The 17,593-nt window shown below is 42.8% G+C and carries 15 protein-coding genes and 1 tRNA gene; 10 read left to right on the top strand and 6 right to left on the bottom strand.

Annotation, left to right across the window (positions count from 1 at the left end; translation table 11 throughout):
* Complete coding sequence (gene rimM, locus J2X69_RS10260) at nt 1-531, bottom strand: ribosome maturation factor RimM (protein ID WP_310102582.1); 531 nt, start codon at nt 529-531, stop codon at nt 1-3.
* An 11-nt stretch (nt 532-542) separates the two neighbouring features.
* A complete protein-coding gene (locus tag J2X69_RS10255) occupies nt 543-1,133 on the bottom strand; it encodes a 30S ribosomal protein S16 (RefSeq protein ID WP_310102579.1) in 591 nt (196 codons plus the stop codon).
* A 190-nt stretch (nt 1,134-1,323) separates the two neighbouring features.
* On the opposite strand from J2X69_RS10255, the gene J2X69_RS10250 reads away from it, so the two are divergent.
* The 6 genes from J2X69_RS10250 (at nt 1,324) to J2X69_RS10225 (ending at nt 6,239) form a co-directional block, all read left to right on the top strand.
* Nucleotides 1,324-1,395 (top strand) — tRNA-Arg (locus J2X69_RS10250).
* 801 nt (nt 1,396-2,196) lie between these two features.
* On the top strand, nt 2,197-2,637 hold the full coding sequence (gene tnpA, locus J2X69_RS10245) for an IS200/IS605 family transposase (RefSeq protein WP_310102576.1): 441 nt from the start codon (nt 2,197-2,199) through the stop codon (nt 2,635-2,637).
* A gap of 576 nt (nt 2,638-3,213) precedes the next feature.
* Nucleotides 3,214-3,987, top strand: a complete 774-nt coding sequence (locus J2X69_RS10240) for a hypothetical protein (RefSeq protein WP_310102572.1) — start codon at nt 3,214-3,216, stop codon at nt 3,985-3,987.
* An 80-nt stretch (nt 3,988-4,067) separates the two neighbouring features.
* Nucleotides 4,068-4,577 carry an SRPBCC family protein gene (locus J2X69_RS10235; RefSeq protein WP_310102569.1) on the top strand — a complete coding sequence of 170 codons (510 nt, stop codon included), beginning with the start codon at nt 4,068-4,070 and terminating at the stop codon, nt 4,575-4,577.
* A gap of 40 nt (nt 4,578-4,617) precedes the next feature.
* Nucleotides 4,618-5,334 carry a hypothetical protein gene (locus J2X69_RS10230; protein ID WP_310102566.1) on the top strand — a complete coding sequence of 239 codons (717 nt, stop codon included), beginning with the start codon at nt 4,618-4,620 and terminating at the stop codon, nt 5,332-5,334.
* Nucleotides 5,335-5,348: 14 nt separating this feature from the next.
* Nucleotides 5,349-6,239 (top strand): hypothetical protein, encoded by an 891-nt coding sequence (locus tag J2X69_RS10225; RefSeq protein WP_310102563.1) that lies wholly within the window; start codon nt 5,349-5,351, stop codon nt 6,237-6,239.
* A 1,225-nt stretch (nt 6,240-7,464) separates the two neighbouring features.
* Here J2X69_RS10225 and J2X69_RS10220 read toward each other — a convergent pair.
* On the bottom strand, nt 7,465-8,037 hold the full coding sequence (locus J2X69_RS10220) for a Crp/Fnr family transcriptional regulator (protein ID WP_310102560.1): 573 nt from the start codon (nt 8,035-8,037) through the stop codon (nt 7,465-7,467).
* Nucleotides 8,038-8,066: 29 nt separating this feature from the next.
* Complete coding sequence (locus J2X69_RS10215) at nt 8,067-10,448, bottom strand: TonB-dependent receptor (RefSeq protein WP_310102557.1); 2,382 nt, start codon at nt 10,446-10,448, stop codon at nt 8,067-8,069.
* Nucleotides 10,449-11,389: 941 nt separating this feature from the next.
* Between J2X69_RS10215 and J2X69_RS10210 the strand changes: the two genes are divergently transcribed.
* Both J2X69_RS10210 and J2X69_RS10205 read left to right on the top strand, forming a co-directional pair.
* Complete coding sequence (locus tag J2X69_RS10210; protein ID WP_310102554.1) at nt 11,390-11,617, top strand: hypothetical protein; 228 nt, start codon at nt 11,390-11,392, stop codon at nt 11,615-11,617.
* Nucleotides 11,614-13,008, top strand: coding sequence for a BNR-4 repeat-containing protein (locus tag J2X69_RS10205; protein ID WP_310102552.1), 1,395 nt, complete (start codon nt 11,614-11,616; stop codon nt 13,006-13,008). Before J2X69_RS10210 ends, J2X69_RS10205 begins: the two co-directional genes overlap by 4 nt.
* 985 nt (nt 13,009-13,993) lie before the next feature.
* Here J2X69_RS10205 and J2X69_RS10200 read toward each other — a convergent pair.
* On the bottom strand, nt 13,994-14,590 hold the full coding sequence (locus J2X69_RS10200; protein WP_310102549.1) for a hypothetical protein: 597 nt from the start codon (nt 14,588-14,590) through the stop codon (nt 13,994-13,996).
* Between the two features lie 45 nt (nt 14,591-14,635).
* Nucleotides 14,636-15,229, bottom strand: a complete 594-nt coding sequence (locus J2X69_RS10195; protein ID WP_310102547.1) for a Crp/Fnr family transcriptional regulator — start codon at nt 15,227-15,229, stop codon at nt 14,636-14,638.
* 473 nt (nt 15,230-15,702) lie between these two features.
* On the opposite strand from J2X69_RS10195, the gene J2X69_RS10190 reads away from it, so the two are divergent.
* The gene (locus tag J2X69_RS10190) at nt 15,703-16,542 is read left to right on the top strand and encodes an SDR family NAD(P)-dependent oxidoreductase (RefSeq protein ID WP_310102544.1); all 840 of its coding nucleotides are present in this window, start codon (nt 15,703-15,705) and stop codon (nt 16,540-16,542) included.
* A 159-nt stretch (nt 16,543-16,701) separates the two neighbouring features.
* On the top strand, nt 16,702-17,568 hold the full coding sequence (locus J2X69_RS10185) for a helix-turn-helix domain-containing protein (protein WP_310102541.1): 867 nt from the start codon (nt 16,702-16,704) through the stop codon (nt 17,566-17,568).
* Nucleotides 17,569-17,593: the final 25 nt, after the last annotated feature.

The following is a 17,593-nucleotide window of genomic DNA, read 5'->3' as shown; positions in this document are numbered from 1 at the left end:
CTAGTCTTCCAGATAAATTTCAAGTAAACCTTCGGGTAATCGGCAGTAAACTTTTTTAGCTGCCTTGTCCACCTTTTGGATGATTCCGTCCTGAATGGGTATCAGCACTTCTTTTTCTTGGTGTGTTACTCCGAGGAGATTCTGTGTCTCCAGATCATAGACGATCTGTATAGGTCCGATCAGGCCCTTGGTCTCGTCAAAGACTTCGAATCCGATCAACTCATGGAAGAAATACTGATCTTCTTTCAGTTCAGGCAGTGCTGTCAGGGGAAGGTATACTCCCAGTCCCACCAACTCTTCTACCTGGCTGAGTGAGTTCAAATCCTCGAATTTTGCCAGTGCTTTATTTCCGGGTTGGAGTACAAAGTGCTCCAGGAAAAACGGCACCAGCCGGGATTTTTGCTCTAAGAATAAATGCTCCAGTGTCTCATAATCCTCAGGATAATCGACATCCAGCACAATCATTACTTCACCACGAAGTCCATGAACTTTAGACACGTAGCCCAACTGAAAGCTTTGGTCTTTATTCATGGGGATTTATATTATGCTTTCGCTTCGTCTTCTCCTTCAGTAGTTTCCGGAGCTTCAGCAGCAGGGGCTTCTTCAGCGGGAGCTTCTTCTACTACAGGAGCAGGGTTGTTGGCAGCTTCAGCAGCAGCCAGCAATGCTTTTTGCTCGTCTTCTCTTGCTTTGATTGCGTCAAGTCTAGCCTGGTTCTTAGCTGTCTCAGCATCCAATGCCTTCTTACGTAGATCAGCTTTAGCAGCAGAGATACCTTCCGCTTTGCCTGCAATCTTCGTGTCTTTCTCGTTCAGCCATGCTTCGAATTTCGCATCTGCTTGTTCTTGCGTGATTGCACCTTTCAATACACCGATCTGAAGGTGTTTTTTCAGCATCACACCTCTGTAAGAAAGCATAGCTTTCACAGTGTCTGTTGGCTGAGCTCCGTTCAACAACCATTTAAGAGCGCGCTCATTGTTGATGTTGATAGAAGCAGGATTCGTGTTTGGATTGTAAGATCCAATTTTCTCGATGAAGCGTCCATCACGTGGAGCTCTTGCATCAGCTACAACCACGTCGTAGATAGCCATTTTTCTTCTACCTCTTCGTGCTAATCTGATTTTTACTGACATAAATTTTGAATGTATTTAGTGAGTGGATGGAACCCGTCCATCCTAATTTTGGAGTGCAAAGATAGGGTAAATCCTTGGAAAGCCATAAGTTGGATGAATAATATTTGCCTAAAAGAAAGGTTTTGGATTATCTTGCGGGAGATTTGCTAAAACGGCAGTAAATCCCCGCTTGAAATCTTTGTAATAATATGGCCCCGTAGTTCAACGGATAGAACAAGCGTTTCCTAAACGCTAGATCTAGGTTCGATTCCTAGCGGGGCTACTTCTTATTCAAACTTGAATGGCATGTACTATGCATATGTGTTAAAAAGTGTCTTTTTGCCTGCCCGACGTGGCGGGGTCCTTTTCGTCTAAGCCAAAAGGACGAAGAAAATCACCTCAACTTCATCGCTGAGGATCAATTTGAGAGATTGAGGATGGATAAAATACATACCGAGCGCCTTTTCCACCTCCTGCACCACTCCCCATTTCCGGACGATAATCCGGGGCAGGAGTAATGGTCGTTGAACTTTTTAAACCCAGCATTGAAATGCTGGGCTCCGCCACGGCGGACAAGTTATTAATCTGGCATGCCTGCGACATTGCTTCGTTTTTACAGGGCCTGGAGGCACATCAATCTAAATTCTCTCACACACTACATGTGAACCTTTAACCCTTAACCTCTTTTTTACACCTTGGTTTATTTGTTAGGCTACGCCGGGGAAGCTATCCCGAATGCATTTGGGACGGGCTAGATGCTTGGAATTCATTTCCAAATCAACAGGAATGTGGCTTTAGCCCATTCCTCCTTCGAGTATTAAAATCCCAAAGGGGCTTTAGCCAAATTTCAGCTGAAGCAGGAGGGAATTGATGGAACCAAGAATTGGCTTTAGCCTTATTCCTTCCAAAAGCTCATTCTTATTAGAAATTCATTTTGAATTCATTTTCATAAATAGGAATGTGGCTTTAGTCCATTCCCTCTCAGAATCATAATGCCTATCGGGCTTTAGCCAAATTATAATGTGTTTTTTGCAGTTATAATGGATTAATTTTTAAATTAGTTAGCTCAACAATATTTTTCGATATGCCTTTCATCAAAGTCTATATCCATTTTGTATGGAGCACGAAAAATAGGCTCCCTTATCTAAATTCTAAAGAATTGAGGTTGAAAGTGTGGGACCATATTCGGGAAAACTCAAAGTCCAAGGGTATTTTCCTAGACTTCGTAAGTGGGTATTCAGACCATTGTCATTGCTTAGTGTCATTGGGGGTAGATCAAACTATCCAAAAAGTCTTGCAGTTGATTAAAGGGGAGTCCTCTTTTTGGATTAATAAAAATCAATTGACTGCTGAAAAATTTGAGTGGCAGGATGAATATTTTGCAGTCTCCGTATCAGAGTCAATGCTGGGTACAGTTAGAAAATATATCAAAAATCAGGAGGAGCATTACAAGACGAAAACCTTTCATGACGAATATGAAGAATTCATCGTCCGCTATGGATTCGAAAAATTCCAAGATAAATGATTTGGCTAAAGCCGTAAATCATCTAATAGTCTTTTATAAACCTCCAGCTGAAGCAGGAGGGAATTGATGAGGCGGTAATTTAACCCATGTTGAAATATTCTTTTCCTGAAGTAGGAATACGGCTTTTCCATCAATAGAAATCCGCATCCCTCTATTGAAAACTATTCTTCTCTATCATTCGTGTTCCTTCTCCATTAATAGGAATGTGGTTTTAGCCCATTCCTACTCAGGGAATTAATATCCCACCGGGGCTTTAGCCAAATTCTTCTGCAAAGCAATAATTCTACAATTCCAAGATAAATGATTTGGCTAAAGCCGTAAATCATCTAACAGTCTTTTATAAACCTCCAGCTGAAGCAGGAGGGAATTAAGGGTTGTATAGCAATGCGTCATTTTGAAGCCCAATGGAAGGAGAAATCTCAATAGGATAATCTCCGAAAATGCACACTTTAATTTTTTCAGTCTATTACTTTTATAGTACAAATACGAAGAAAGGTCTAACTTATATGTGTATCCACAATCCTTCACTAATCCGCAGTTGATTTTTGGTTAAAACAACACTAAATACAAGCATTAATGAAAATGACTATTATTCTACTTCTTGTTGCATTGGTGATCGGTGCCTGCCGCTCTGAAAATGGTGCTTTATCCAATAAAAATGAGATCATTGAGTCCTTCCCGGTGTTGCTCGATACAACCAATTCTGATGGCTTTAATTTAAGCAAGGAGATTGAATATTCTACTTGGTTGACTACTGCGCATTATGGGATTTACCACATCGGCTTGATTAGGGATACACTTTATCTCAATCCTTTTATTGGTTCGCCTCTTCCACCTATTCCTGAAGGTGGAAATCAGCAAGATGATACCAACTACGAAATGGCTGCTCTCCCCTTTGAGAAATACTATATTGATTGGTTGGAGGAAGTAGATTATACATATGCAGAAGATGCAGAAATTCAAATCCGCATAGACAATTCTAAAAGTATTTATAACGCTTACCCAGTTTGGCTAACCAACTTAGATACCGATACTACTTTAATTGGCTATGGCAGGCATCTTCCTCTATTTATGGAAGCAATTGATTCTATCGGAAACTGGAAGCCAATCCAAGAACCCTTTGTTTACTTTTGTGGCGTTGGACTGAACTCGATTTTTTTACCTCCAAACGAGAGTGTATTGACATTAGCACCTATTTTCAAGGGAAACTTCAAAACCAAACTGAGGGTGTCATTGGGGGATAATCATTCCGAAGAGTTTGAGGGGTACATTAATTACAGACAATTTGAAAGTATATTTAATGAAGATGGTCAATACAAATTAGCATATAAGCGGGAACTAAAGGAGTGAAAACATTTGCTGCCTAAATGAATATAGCTATAAGGGAGAGGGGAAATAAACTTATTGGATTATCAAACCACACGCAACTAATGCCAAGAATAGAAATAAGAACTGAAATAAAAGCTGATATACAGCTAGTTTTTGACCTATCCCGGAGTATTGACCTGCATAAGATCTCTACGGAGCATACCAATGAAACAGCAGTTGCAGGAATAACAAGTGGCTTAATAGGTATGAATGAAAGTGTAACCTGGAGGGCTAGGCATTTTGGGGTATATCAGACACTTACTTCCAGAATCTCAGACTTCAATCACCCTATTTTCTTTGCTGATGAGATGGTTTCTGGAGCATTTAGAAGTTTCAGGCATGAGCATCATTTTATAGATTCCAGCGGAGTCACGATTATGACAGATATTTTTGATTACCGATCACCCATGGGCATTTTGGGAGTATTGGCTGACAACCTATTTCTCAAAAAATATATGACTAAATTACTCGTAGAGCGTAATCGCATTGTAAAAGAGTTTGCGGAATCTGATAGAGGAAGAGAACTTTTAACCGGAAAGACCCCGAATTTCAGCAATTACAAAAGGTATTAACTAATTTGCTTTTTTAGAAACCGGCCTTTAGGAATTAAACATGAGCATATTTACTTTCCACCTTGCAGAAGTATCTGTGATATCTGCATTCAAGACGCTCTCCAATCCACCAAAAGCAGACGATGTTCCCGGGCTTATTCACATGGAATGCATGGCTGCTATGACATTGGGATCTAGAGTCTTCTCTACTTCACGCGTACTGATCAGGCAGATGGCAGTTTTTGCTCAGTGGGAAAATGAGTCGGTTCTTGATGAGTTTTTGGAAAAGGATAATTTTGGTAAAACTCTTGCCAAGGGGTGGCATACCCGATTACTGTATTTAAGACAATGGGGAAAAATCAATGGCTTTGTAATTCCCGAAGACACTAGTGAATTGGATGATTCCCAAGCACCGGTGGTGGCAGTGACGCTGGCCCGCATGAGACTTTTTCAAGTCCCTAGATTTATTAGTTGGGGTAGACCTGTTGAAAAACTAGTCCGTGACCATCCGGGAACTTCTTTGGCGTTGGCAGCAATAAGACTTCCGCGGACGGTTTCCACATTTTCAGTTTGGAAATCGCAGCAAGAAATGCTGGAAATGGTACAGGGCCACAGTACTGTTCCTCAGCCCAAACGTCATGCAGAAGCAATGGCAGAAAGAGATCGAAAAGACTTTCACTTTCAATTTACCACGTTACGGTTTAAACCAATCGCAGAATATGGTAAATGGGAAGGACGAACCCATATTATTCCACATCTTCATAGGGAGTCACTATGAGGTTGGCTTATCCAATGCAGAAGTTTCAGGATTGGTTTACCCAGCAGTGGGCGATCTTTTTGGGGAAAAGAATTGACCCGAAACATGTTCCTTGGTTGATGGGACCTTTTGGCAGTCTAGGTACCATTGGAGATGGTTTTGTTGATCACTTGGCTGAAGCGGAAGGACTAACTATAGAGAGAAACAGTTCCGCCCAAGGCCTTATATCTTCTATGCATAAGCTGGATTTACCTGAGGATGAATTCCTTCGTCTGTCACAGATGGTCATAGATTTCTACGAGAATACAGCACTTTATACATTGAAGTTTTCTGCAAAGTGGAATCCTTTTTTCAAGCTTTTCGGAAAGCTGGTAAACTGCCTATTCAGCAACAGAATCGGACAGTTGAATATTCCCACAAAAAGCTACCAAGATCCTCAACAGATAAGTAGTGAAATAATCACCCTTTCAGACCCTAAGTCTAATGAGGTGAAATATACTGTTTGGTATAGGGCCTTCGTACCTTCCGGGCAAGTGTTGTATTCCGGAGTATATTCTACTTGTATGCTGCCCTCCGGGAAAATCTGTATCAAGGCAGTTTTTCCTTTGCCAAAAGGAAATGCGACGGTGATTATGTCACCCAGTGTAGGAAAGGGTGGAGAACTTCGTCTTAGCTCATCCGGGAAGAAATTTGGGGATCCTGGGTTTTATTTTTTGCTTAATGATTCAAAAGGGGATTTTTGGTCCCAATACATCAGTTCATTTTGCGACGAATTGGTTGTCTACTGCCTTGAAGGAAATCTTTATGCAGAACAGACGTTGACACTGTGGCACCTACGTGTGGTCCGGTTTAAGTATGAGATACATCACAAGCCAAAAGAATTCTTATCAACTTCACGGCAGATCCAAAAGCGGTGGAGAAAATAGTCCCGTCTCCTTTTAGGCCACAGCTTTATAAAGGCAAAGCTATCGTTGGTATTTGTCTAATCAGACTAAAAAAATAAACTAAAAATATAAGTGTTTTTTTGACAACGCATTATTAATGACAAAGATTGAACACGAATGGAAAAGCGAACTAGACAAATAAGCACTGCAACTAAAAATGGGTTTTCTTGTCCCATGAGGTCTGCAGTCAACGGTAAGTGTACTGTTGCTCAATGTGTTTTGCTCTTTCGCCCATATTTGTAAACCGAAGATGTGTTTTGCTAACGGTTGAGGTTTCGAAATCTCGAAGATTCTGTATTCACCACAAAAGCCATAAAGAAAGCAAAGAAGTGCTTAGCGGCACGGATTTGTAAGGGGACGAACTGCGTCACATGGATCTTTCATTTTAATGAATTTTTGTTTCCGCCTCCTGCACCATTCCTAATTTCCAGACGATATTCTGGGGCAGGAGACAATGGTCGCTGAACTTTATTCAACCCAGCATTGAAATGCTGGGCTACTAATCTGCCATACCTACGGCATTGCTTCGTTTTTACGGGGTGTAGTGCTTACCTGATCTTTCGTCTTACTACCTAAACTAGAGAGTTCATATTTAGCACCTTGGTTTAGTGTGAATGAGGGGAGGCGGTCGCAGCAGCGGGCCAGACGGCTGGCTTGTGCGTGGAAGCTTTGCTGCAACGAAGGTTTTTGTTACTTTTTGCCTTCAAAAAGTAAGAGAGAAAAAATACCTCAACACTATCGATACTGGCCAATAGGGAAATTGAGGATTGATAAAAATAACCAATACACCTTTCCACCTCCTGCACTGACTCCGATTTCCGGATAATGATCCGGGGCAGGAGGGAACGGCCTTTGATCTTTTTTACACCGAGTTGAAACCCGGTACTACAAATCTGCCATGCCTACGGCATTGCTTCGAGTTTTGCCAGTCCGCCTCCGGAGGAGATACTTTGCTCTTCAAAAGTATCATGGGAAAAATATCTCAACGCTATCGGTTCAGATTAATAGGGAAATTGGCGACGAATTTTAATCCCGAGAGTGAATGTAGGGCAGGCAAATCCCACCCAGTTACCACGATAAACTGACTATGCCGAGACGAGGATATTATATGAGATTTATGATTTGCAAGGATTTCTACGAACGTTCAACGAATAAAAAGGAAGTACTTGGTGTTTTGGGGCTGGGGTTTAGTCAACTCTTTTTTTATTTATAGAGCAATTCTTTTTCTTATTCTACTCAGCGTTTCCGGTTGTACACCTAGATAGCTAGCTATATAATGCTGTGGGATTTCTGCAATAAGCTGGGGTCGTTCTTTAAATAAATTTAAATAGCGCTCCTTAGGTGTGTGATAAATAAAAGACACTTGACGGTTTATCAGATCATTGAGCATAAACTCAAACATTCTATAGAAAGCTTTCAGCAGTTCCGGATTATCGAAAGCTACCTGAACAGCAGTCTCATAATCGGCTTCATAACATTGCGTTTCTCTCAGAGCCTGCATATTCATTTTTGTGGGAGTATTATCTTTCACAGTAGGCAGGTCTGTCATGAGACATGGGCCAAAGTAAAAGCTGGTGGTATGTTCTACGCCTTCTTTCGGATAATACCCCCGCATTAAGCCGTCGTGTATATAATACAGATTTTTAACATTGTCACCTTCCCGGTAAAGGTGGTCAAGTTTCCTGATATTCACCGGGGTGAAAATTTCCGCAAACTTATCAAATTGCTCCGCCGGTAGCGGAGCAAAATAATTAAGAAAAGCTTTTAACGTTTCTTTCATAGGGTTACTCGGATTGCTTTTGCAAAATACTAAAACTGTAACTTATAGCCGAAATCAGGGAAAAAACCCAGTTGATTCTTTTGGTCAACATTATTGGTAAGCCGGTTGTACTGTCTTACGAACACATTTTTGTTATTTGTAACGTTCTGGAAGTCGATATAAAACTGTTGTGACAATTTTTTGCGGCGGCTATTTAACTTCATTCCGAGTTTTAAATCCATACGGAAATAGGCATCGTATTGCTGACTAAATGCCAACTCATCCTGTAAAATCTGATATCCTGCAATACGGCTTGCATCTAAGTCTACAGGGGTATAGCGTCTGCTTCCGGCGGTGCTAAGCCGTGTATCAGCAAACAATACATTTCCATTCTTGCCTACTTTAGATTCTTTTCCTCCCAATACGTTAAGCACATAGCTGTTATTAAAAGGTGAATTGCGCTCTATATTGTCACTGCCTTTGTACTTTGCCTGAAATACAGAAGCCGTTGCAAGCCCATACCATCCTTTTGAAAGAAATTTCTCAAGGGTAAGTTCAATCCCTCTGGTATGACCTCTACCTTCACTTACCAAACCAAATTTGTCAATACTGAAACCAAAGTCAGCTCCTTCAGTGAGTGAAGAATAACTACTTGGATTTCTCTCTACCGCTGCATTGCTAATGTCTTGATAATAGGCTTCTATTTTAGCCCGCCACCCATTTCCAGGGCTCAGATCATATCCTATAACATAATGATCGCTACGCACCGGATCCAAGTTACGGTTTGGCTGAAAGGAATTACCTTCTATGTATTGGGTAAGAAATAATAGGGGAGCAGCCACATTTTGATGGTGAATACCATAGCCTATGGTAAAGCTATGTGTGGGTGTTAAATACCATGTTAAAGATGCACGGGGTTCGATAACAAAGGTCTCATTGAGTGAAAAATACTGCCCATGTATGCCCCCATTGAGTGTAAAGCTTTCCGAAAGATGGTATTGCCCTTGTACAAAAGGCTGGAAAATCGTGTATCTATCGTCTGTATCCATCAATCTAGCATAATCGGGATAACCGTCTCCGTCATTGTCATCCTGTCGATCTCGCGTGAAAAATTCTCCACGGAGACCATATTGTTCCAGCATGATTCCGCCACGTACCGACAGGTTGTTACTGTATCTCGCATTATACACCGAAGATAAGGTGAGCCGGGATTCATCGTTATCAACATAGCGATAAGGAAGGGGATTCGCTGAAGGCGTTCCGTAGTCAAAAATACGCTCCAGTTCTACCTTTTCTTTACTATAAGAGGTGCCAATAACCGTTTTTATTGATGAGTAGTCATTCAGTGCGATCAGGTGCTTTAAACCCAAGACGCCAAATCTTGATGTGATATCCATATCTTCATCTTCTGCTCCAAAAAGATCATCGTTGTTTGATGTAGCTACCTTTTTACCTCTGAAACTTATTTTTGAGGCTGCTGAGATTCCAAACAGCGAAAAGCTTCCTATTTTCCCCTTACCAAAGTCAAGGTTAAAAGACAGGTCACCGTAGTTGGGTATTGCTCCTCCGGTACCTCCTGCACCAAAAAGTCCGGCTAGCCCATAGCGGGCGTTCAGAAGAAAAGATCCTTTCTGACCCATGGGGCCTTCTATCATTGCCTCGCCGCCACTGAATGCCCCGGCTGCAATGGTATATTCATAATTAGTGTCGTTCCCTTTTCGAAGGCCAATATCAAAAACGCCTCCTATTGCATTGCCGTACTCAGCGGGAAACGCTGCGGTTATGAAGTCGGAATTCGCCATTACATTTGCATTCAGTGCAGATACAGGACTCCCCGTGGTGCCTAGTGAACTAAAATGATTAGGATTGGAGACCGGTATACCCTCAATTCGCCACAACAGACCTGTGGGTGAATTCCCCCTGACAACAATATCATTACGACTGTCGTCCGGTGCAGATACACCTGCAAAGTTGGTGGCGAGCCGTGCCACATCGCTACGGCCTCCCGCATATTTTGTGATTTCTTCGATACTAAACTGACGAGCACTAACGGTGGCTAGTTTGTTTAGGGCTTTTTCCTTTTGTGCTCCGGAAGAGATAACCACTTCATCCAGACTACTGAAACTTTCGATCATGCGTACATCTACGGGCATATCTTTACCGCTATTTACTTCAATGTTTGGTAGGGTAATCGTTTCGTATCCTATAAATGAAAAACTTAGAGTCACGCGACCGATAGGCAGATTATCTAGTCTATATTGTCCATTGCCATCTGTGGTGGCACCTGTAATGCTATCCGCCAAAAAGACAACAGTTGCACCCACAAGCGGCTGCTCTGTGATGTTGTCAATAATTCGTCCACGTACTGAGCCCGTCTGGGCAGATGCCTTAATAGAGGCAAAGAATAATAAGATTAATAATATTTTCTTCATTTTTTAGAGATGTTTTTTTCAATGCTGCAAATCTCTTTTACTGAGCAAAAAGGTGACGTTGACTTTAGTCAATAAAAATTCGGAGATAAATGATTTGGCTAAAGCAGGAAAAACATCTGCGGCTTTTTATCCACCTCCGGCTGAAGTAGGAGGGAATTGATGGGATTATGGATTTCCGGTTGTAGCTGTCTGTGATGACACGGACGGCGGCAAGGATTTGTAAGGGGACGAACGACGGTGAGGTGCTTACCTACACCTAGGTTTAGTGTGAGTGCGGGGAGGGAGAACGCAGCACGAGGGGGCGGCTGGCTTGCGCGGGGAAGATTGCTGGCGTCTTGGGCTTTTGGTCCTTTTGGGCCAAGCCAAAAGGACAGAAGAAATTACCTCACCATTATCATCCTAATGAATAGGGGAATTGACGGTTTACACTGATCCGGATTTTAAACCCTTGCCCTTCAGGTCAGTTTTTAAGAAAAAAAACTACTCAAAAACCCTTCACGACAGTCGTCAGGTCAGGCCCTAGTTCTCTTTGACAAGGATGATTTTCCATAGTAATATATATGCAGAAAGGTGAGTTGTACTTGTCTCCTGATTGCCGTTTGGAATTAATATTCCGCCACCATTCGTGGCGACACGAACGGGTTATATTATCCAGCTAGTCACATTTAGCACGAGCCTACTTACGGAGGCAGGCCTTGCTGCGATAGCTCGTCAATTCACTAACAAATAGGCAGATGCCTTTAATGCCTATAAACAAGATAAATTGAAAAAATATTCTAAAACTTCCCTTGATCTTCTTAATCATTTTATTTTTGATCATGCTTCTTAACTGATAAACAGTAAGATTTCATAACCCGCATTGATGTACCTTCCTGACTGGTTCAAAATCCGGGCTATGAACGATCTTTTTGAGTCAGGCAAAAACATTATTATAATAAAATATGAAATCGAGCCTACCTGAGGCCGGCAAGCAGGGATTCCATAGCCTGCCACGACTAATCGGGGTGACCACTGAAAAATATAAACACATGAAATCGAGCATGTGGGCCCGTACCTACGGGATCACACAGAGGAATGATTATCAGCTATGCGACCTGCCTGCCGCAGGGATTCCCTGTCCGACGACAGGCAGGCATGTGGCCTTTGAAAAACAAATTATAAAGACATGAAAAATTACTTCATCCTATTATTCCTGCTATCCTCTACGTTCTCCATCGCACAGGATAAACCTCTGCTAAATAACCAAAAAATAGATGGGTATAAAGGCATTTGGTTTACATTAGGGCAGTTTTCTGAGTATGGAGACAAGTATTCAGGCGGACTGGGTACTTATACCGCCAAACATATTCCCCTGTCAATCTATTCTCCTGAAGTGAATAAGACTTTTTTTGTATATGGAGGCACTACAGGTCCACAGGACCGTTACTTGCTGTGTATGATAGGGAGCTATGATCATACCGGCAAAAAGGTCTCTAAACCCACGGTGGTGTATGATAAGCAGGGAGTAGATGACCCCCATGACAATCCTAGTTTGGCCTTGGACTCGGAAGGTTATATATGGGTTTTTGTAAGTGGCAGGGGCAAGAGTCGTATGGGTTTTAAATACAGAAGTACTGAGCCTTACAGCATAGCGGCGTTTGAGCAGATCACTGAAGAAGAAATGACGTACTCCCAACCCAAGTATATTCCCGGAAAAGGCTTTCTCCATTTGTTCACTAAATATACAGGTTTACGGGAACTGTACTTCGAGACTAGTCCCGATGGTGTGATCTGGACAGAGGATCAGAAACTTGCCGGCATTAGAAGAGAAGGAGACAAGAACGGTGGACACTACCAGATCAGCGGGCAGCATGGGGACAAAGTGGCGTTTTTCTTTAACTGGCATCCAGACGGAAATGTGGATTTAAGAACCAACATCTATTATTTACAAACTACAGACTTCGGCCGGACTTGGACAACTGTTGATGGGAAAGAAATTTCCATACCGGTAATTGATGTCAATTCGCAGGCATTAGTAAAGGAATTTTTTAGCCAAGGCAAAAATGTGTATATAAAAGATGTGGCCTTTGATGAACAAGGGAATCCCGTAGCGCTTTATCTAGCAGGTCCCAGCCACCAACCGGGACCCAAAAGTGGTCCGCGGGAGTGGTTTATCGTTTATTATAATGGCATTCAATGGCAGCATCATAAGATCACCGAATCTGATCATAATTATGATACGGGAAGCTTGTTCATTAAAGGCAATGAATGGATGGTTGTAGGGCCTTCTGAGAACAGTCCACAACAGTGGGGTGCAGGTGGTGAAGTGGTGATGTGGAGAAGCAAGGATAGGGGTAGCACTTGGGAAAAGTCGAAGCAACTGACAAAAGGTAGCGAACGCAATCACAATTATATTCGAAAAGTAATAAGCGCTAGAGACCCTTTCTTCTACTTTTGGGCCGATGGCAATCCCGACAAGATCAGCGAATCCTACCTGTATTTTGGTAATAGCAAAGGAAAGATTTGGCAGCTTCCCTATGATATGGAAAATGAGGAGGAAAGACCCAAAAGAGTGAAGTAGCCATCCTCTAACAACAGATTTTATCCAAATAGACAAATTATCTTCCGACGCGGAGATACAGGCTGATAATCTGAAGCAGTCCATGATGACACGGACTTCGGCAGGAATTTTTCATTTTAATGAATTTATATTTCCACCTCCTGCACTTATTCTCATATTCCAAGAATCTTTAGGCAGGCCGCAGGAGGAAGACAATGTCTTTGTTTTCTTATTCGACCTAGGGTTGAAACCCTGTGCTCTGTCGCGGTGGACAAGTTAGAAATCTCCCATGCCTACGGCATTGCTTCGTAATTTACGGCAGCATGGTGTTAGTAAACGGGATAAAGGTCGTCACGTGCTTACCTAACCTTCCTTCTTTACTACCTACACTAGAGTGAACGTGTTTAGCACCTTTTGTTAGTGTATATTAGGACATGCCCTTGAGAATATGCGGTTTTTGAGACGCAGGAGCAGCCGTGAAGAAAATTGGCTAGCTCGCGACTTTGGAGCGAGATCCGCCGATTTTTAGGCAGCGAGAAGTATCAAAAATCAAATCGGTCATGAATCTTTTGCATTTCTTGATTTCTTAACCGATTTGAAGCATAGCCTCGGGTGAAGGCTTTTGGATACTTTTGGCCTCAAAAGTATCGAAGAGAATTTCTTCAACATTATCGATACTGGTCAATAGGGAAATTGAGGATAGATAAAAAATAACCAACACACCTTTCCACCTCCTGCACTGACTCCGATTTCCGGATAATGATCCGGGACAGGCTTGGACGCAGGAGGAAGGCAATGGCCTTTGATTTTTTTTAACACTGGGTTGAAACCCTTGCGCGTCCGGCCGCGGCAGTGCTACAAATCTTCCATGCCTACGGCCTTGCTTTGTCTCCGCCACCGCTTGTTGCGACACGAACGAGTTGAAGCAGTCTGTGATGACACGGACTGTGACACGGATTTAGTGGAAGTACTAGCTAGTTTGATAAGGCTACCTCACAACCTTTTCCTAAAACTTCCATCCAATGGTCAATGATGGGTTGGGGTGGGCGACCCGTAAACGGTATGCGGCAGGGCCGATATGCCTAATTTCAGGCCTGAATACCAAGAAATTGATTGAAGCCTTAGGCATGACGTAAAAGTTGTCCCGTTTAAACGGAAACCAAAGGTAGCCTGCGCTGAGGGAGAGAAATCCGTTCACATCCCGTACGGTAATGTTTTGGTAAGTTGCCTTAAATTCCTCCACACCACCGCTGAATTCAGCGAAGAAGCCACGATAATCCGAAGCGAAATAATATCGGGCCAGCAGGCTTGCCACCCAAGTTACCCGTATGTTTATGTCCTCCAGGTTTTCACCGGAGAATACCAATCTCTTTCCCAAGTACCCCAATCCCTGCCCTGTAAGGGATATCCCATAGGACATCCGGCTACTTGCAGGGTAGTAGAATACTTTTAGGTCGTAACCACGTTGGGCAAAGTTGCTGATGCGTGATTCTATCGAAAAGGTGGAAGATGAAGGTTTTTCGCTCTGCGCCAATAGCGTCAGGGGAAATATGGAAGCGAAAACGAGTACTAGTGCTTTTCTTAGTTTCTTTAGCTTGTTCATGATGGCAAAACTAAAGAGGTTTTCCATCCAAAATCTTCACATTAGTTAAGAAACGTCCGCCAGCTTTTTTCTGATCCTACTGAGGCTTTGCGGTTTAATCCCCAGATAGCTGGACAGCTCATATTGGGGTACCGCCTGCAGTATGTAAGGGGTTTCACTGATCAACTTTTCGTAATAGGCTTCCGCGCTCAGACTCAGCAAGTCATTTATCCTTGCCTGACAGCTAATCAAGGTGTCCTGAAGAACCTTTCCGAAAGCACGTTCCAGTTCGGGGTACCTCTCCGAAAACAGGATGAAATCAGTATGTCCCATCGCATAAATGATGGCTCCTTTGGTCATCTTGAGGGTTTCTTTACTTGGCTGCCGTGAGGTGAAACTTTCGATGACCGTGATAAATTCCCCGGGTTTTGCGATATGACGGGTGAAAGAATTGCCATTTATTTCGCTTTCCAGAATAACATAACCGGAATCGATAAAAAATACGTGGTTGGCTATCTTGCCTTTGGACAGTAAGATATTATTTCGCTTACTTACCACTTGAAAATTCCGCGCCAGTTCATTCGCAACATCGTCGCTGATGTTGGCCATCCGCAGGGTATGGATTAACTGTCTGTGCACGGTTGTCGGATTGTTTTGCATAAAGGTACTGATAGTTAATCAACTACTGAAATCCATAAAGCCTAAACTTCATGACTCTGCATTTGGCTACAAGTTGGAAGGGAAGTATGGGCTTACTGTTGAAAATAAGACAGTTTGGAAGTTTAGTGCAAAATTCAGAGAAGGGAGACTGTTGTTGTACTTTTTATTAAGCCATGCGCAGAGAAAGGAGTTTGAAAATTACTTAGAAAAGTTTAGTAGTGAGAAAGCACCTTAACTGATGGTTTTTATTCCGCCACCGTTCGTGGCGCCACGAACAGCGGCACGGGAAATTGGGCATAGATCAATCTAAATTCTCACTACACACTACATTAAACTTTAATCTCTTTTTTAATACCACGGTTTACACGTTAACCCTAGAAAGTGCCCTTTTAAACAAAGCATATTCGGACGTTTAAACAAAGCCGCTCACTTTTGACACCCCTACATTTGTCTAAACAAAAACAAATACGATCATGAGACAAAACAATTATCAGGGTGCATTGCAGCGGCCTATCGGTTCAGGATTTGACGCCAAATCAACAGCTACAGAGGTGATCAACGGAATAGACCTCTCCGGAAAAATAGCCATCGTAACAGGTGGAAATACGGGTATAGGATTGGAAACGACCAAAACCCTGGCCGCCGCAGGTGCCACTGTCATCGTGCCCGCGAGAGACATGGAAAAGGCAGCACAGAATCTTGACGGCATTACCAATGTAGAACTGGAATCTATGGACTTGATGAATCCTGATTCCATTGATGCTTTTGCCCAAAAGTTCATTGCATCGGGTCGTCCATTGCATCTACTGATCAATAATGCCGGGATCATGTGGGTTCCGCTGCGCAGAGACATTCGAGGGATTGAATCACAATTGGCGACCAATTATTTGGCATTGTTTCAGCTTACCGCCAGATTATGGCCTGCCCTTAAGAAAGCTAATGGTGCCAGAGTAGTGAACGTTTCGTCCCACGGGCATCAGTTTGCCCCGTTCAACTTTGAGGATCCTAATTTCCTGGCTAGAGAATACGAAACACTACAGGGATACGGTCAGTCCAAAACAGCGGTCAACCTGTTTTCTCTTGAGTTGGACAATAGGGCACATCTGTCGAACGTACGTGCATACAGCCTTCATCCAGGGGCCATTGGCGGAACGGAATTGGGAAGAGAGGCTCCACTGGAATTGTTTCAGCAAATGGGTTTCTGCGATGCCGAAGGCAATATCTTACCGGAAGTAGCAGCCTCATTGAAATCCATCCCCAAGGCGCTGCCACTACAGTGTGGTGTGCTACTTCACCACGGCTCAATGGGATAGGAGGGGTATATTGTGAAGACGGAGACATTGCGGAACTGGCCCAAGACGGTACTATGTCTGCCGGAGTAAAGGCTTATTCATTGGATGAAGTTGCCGCCGTCAGGTTGTGGGAATGGAGTGAGGAGATCACAGGCATTGCATTCCGCATGTAATCGAGCCATGGGCATAATTTTGTATAGCAGAACTGTTGAAAAAGTGTACCTTAAATACGGGTTAAACGATGCCATGGAGTTTAAAGCGAAATACATAACGGATGACATAAAACTTTCCTGCTACGAGGATAAGTTTTTCAAATCGGACATCATGTTCGATCATCATATGCTGGTGTGGTTTATATCAGGGGAAACCAAGATTGTACAGGCTGATGCCACCTATCTATTTAAGAAAGGAGACATTTTCTTGATCCCCAGAAATCAACTGGCGACCATAATCAATTATCCAAAAGATGGCAGGCCACACAAAAGTGTGGTCATGCATCTTTCTACCGAAATACTACGCGAATTTTACGCCAAGCTCAATGTCAAAACCGGCGCGTCGGAGCCGCGGATTCTTCACTACAGCAACCACCCCTTATTGGAAAGTTGCCTCTCTTCCCTGATTCCTTATTTCGATATGAAAGAGCTTCCCGATGAAATTGCGGCATTGAAGATCACGGAAGCGATCAGTATTTTGAGAAGCATAGATAAAGGAATTGATCAGGTGTTGGCAAATTTTGAAGAGCCCGGAAAAATTGATCTGACTACCTATATGGAGAAGAATTTTATGTTCAATTTGCCTTTGGAGAAGTTTGGGTACCTCACCGGACGTAGCCTCACCACGTTTAAGCGGGATTTTGGCAGAGCATTCAATACTACTCCCCAACGATGGCTCACCCAAAAAAGGCTGGAACTGGCCCACTACCATTTCGTGGAAAAGAAAAAGAAGCCCATCGAGGTTTGCTATGAAGTGGGCTTTGAAAACCTATCGCATTTTTCGTACGCTTTCAAAAAACATTTCGGATATCCACCTTCTTCGCTGGTACAATGAAAAATCAGTTTAGGATCCTAAAGCT

Source organism: Algoriphagus sp. 4150 (assembly GCF_031457395.1).
Lineage (GTDB): Bacteria > Bacteroidota > Bacteroidia > Cytophagales > Cyclobacteriaceae > Algoriphagus.
This window is presented reverse-complemented; position numbering and strand designations above follow the sequence as displayed.

Excerpts from the sequence above, each read along its gene's own strand:
- rimM (WP_310102582.1), bottom strand. The coding sequence starts at position 531 with ATGAATAAAGACCAAAGCTTTCAGTTGGGCTACGTGTCTAAAGTTCAT.
- J2X69_RS10255 (WP_310102579.1), bottom strand. The coding sequence starts at position 1,133 with ATGTCAGTAAAAATCAGATTAGCACGAAGAGGTAGAAGAAAAATGGCT.
- tnpA (WP_310102576.1), top strand. The coding sequence starts at position 2,197 with ATGCCTTTCATCAAAGTCTATATCCATTTTGTATGGAGCACGAAAAAT.
- J2X69_RS10240 (WP_310102572.1), top strand. The coding sequence starts at position 3,214 with ATGAAAATGACTATTATTCTACTTCTTGTTGCATTGGTGATCGGTGCC.
- J2X69_RS10235 (WP_310102569.1), top strand. The coding sequence starts at position 4,068 with ATGCCAAGAATAGAAATAAGAACTGAAATAAAAGCTGATATACAGCTA.
- J2X69_RS10230 (WP_310102566.1), top strand. The coding sequence starts at position 4,618 with ATGAGCATATTTACTTTCCACCTTGCAGAAGTATCTGTGATATCTGCA.
- J2X69_RS10225 (WP_310102563.1), top strand. The coding sequence starts at position 5,349 with ATGCAGAAGTTTCAGGATTGGTTTACCCAGCAGTGGGCGATCTTTTTG.
- J2X69_RS10220 (WP_310102560.1), bottom strand. The coding sequence starts at position 8,037 with ATGAAAGAAACGTTAAAAGCTTTTCTTAATTATTTTGCTCCGCTACCG.
- J2X69_RS10215 (WP_310102557.1), bottom strand. The coding sequence starts at position 10,448 with ATGAAGAAAATATTATTAATCTTATTATTCTTTGCCTCTATTAAGGCA.
- J2X69_RS10210 (WP_310102554.1), top strand. The coding sequence starts at position 11,390 with ATGAAATCGAGCCTACCTGAGGCCGGCAAGCAGGGATTCCATAGCCTG.
- J2X69_RS10205 (WP_310102552.1), top strand. The coding sequence starts at position 11,614 with ATGAAAAATTACTTCATCCTATTATTCCTGCTATCCTCTACGTTCTCC.
- J2X69_RS10200 (WP_310102549.1), bottom strand. The coding sequence starts at position 14,590 with ATGAACAAGCTAAAGAAACTAAGAAAAGCACTAGTACTCGTTTTCGCT.
- J2X69_RS10195 (WP_310102547.1), bottom strand. The coding sequence starts at position 15,229 with ATGCAAAACAATCCGACAACCGTGCACAGACAGTTAATCCATACCCTG.
- J2X69_RS10190 (WP_310102544.1), top strand. The coding sequence starts at position 15,703 with ATGAGACAAAACAATTATCAGGGTGCATTGCAGCGGCCTATCGGTTCA.
- J2X69_RS10185 (WP_310102541.1), top strand. The coding sequence starts at position 16,702 with ATGGGCATAATTTTGTATAGCAGAACTGTTGAAAAAGTGTACCTTAAA.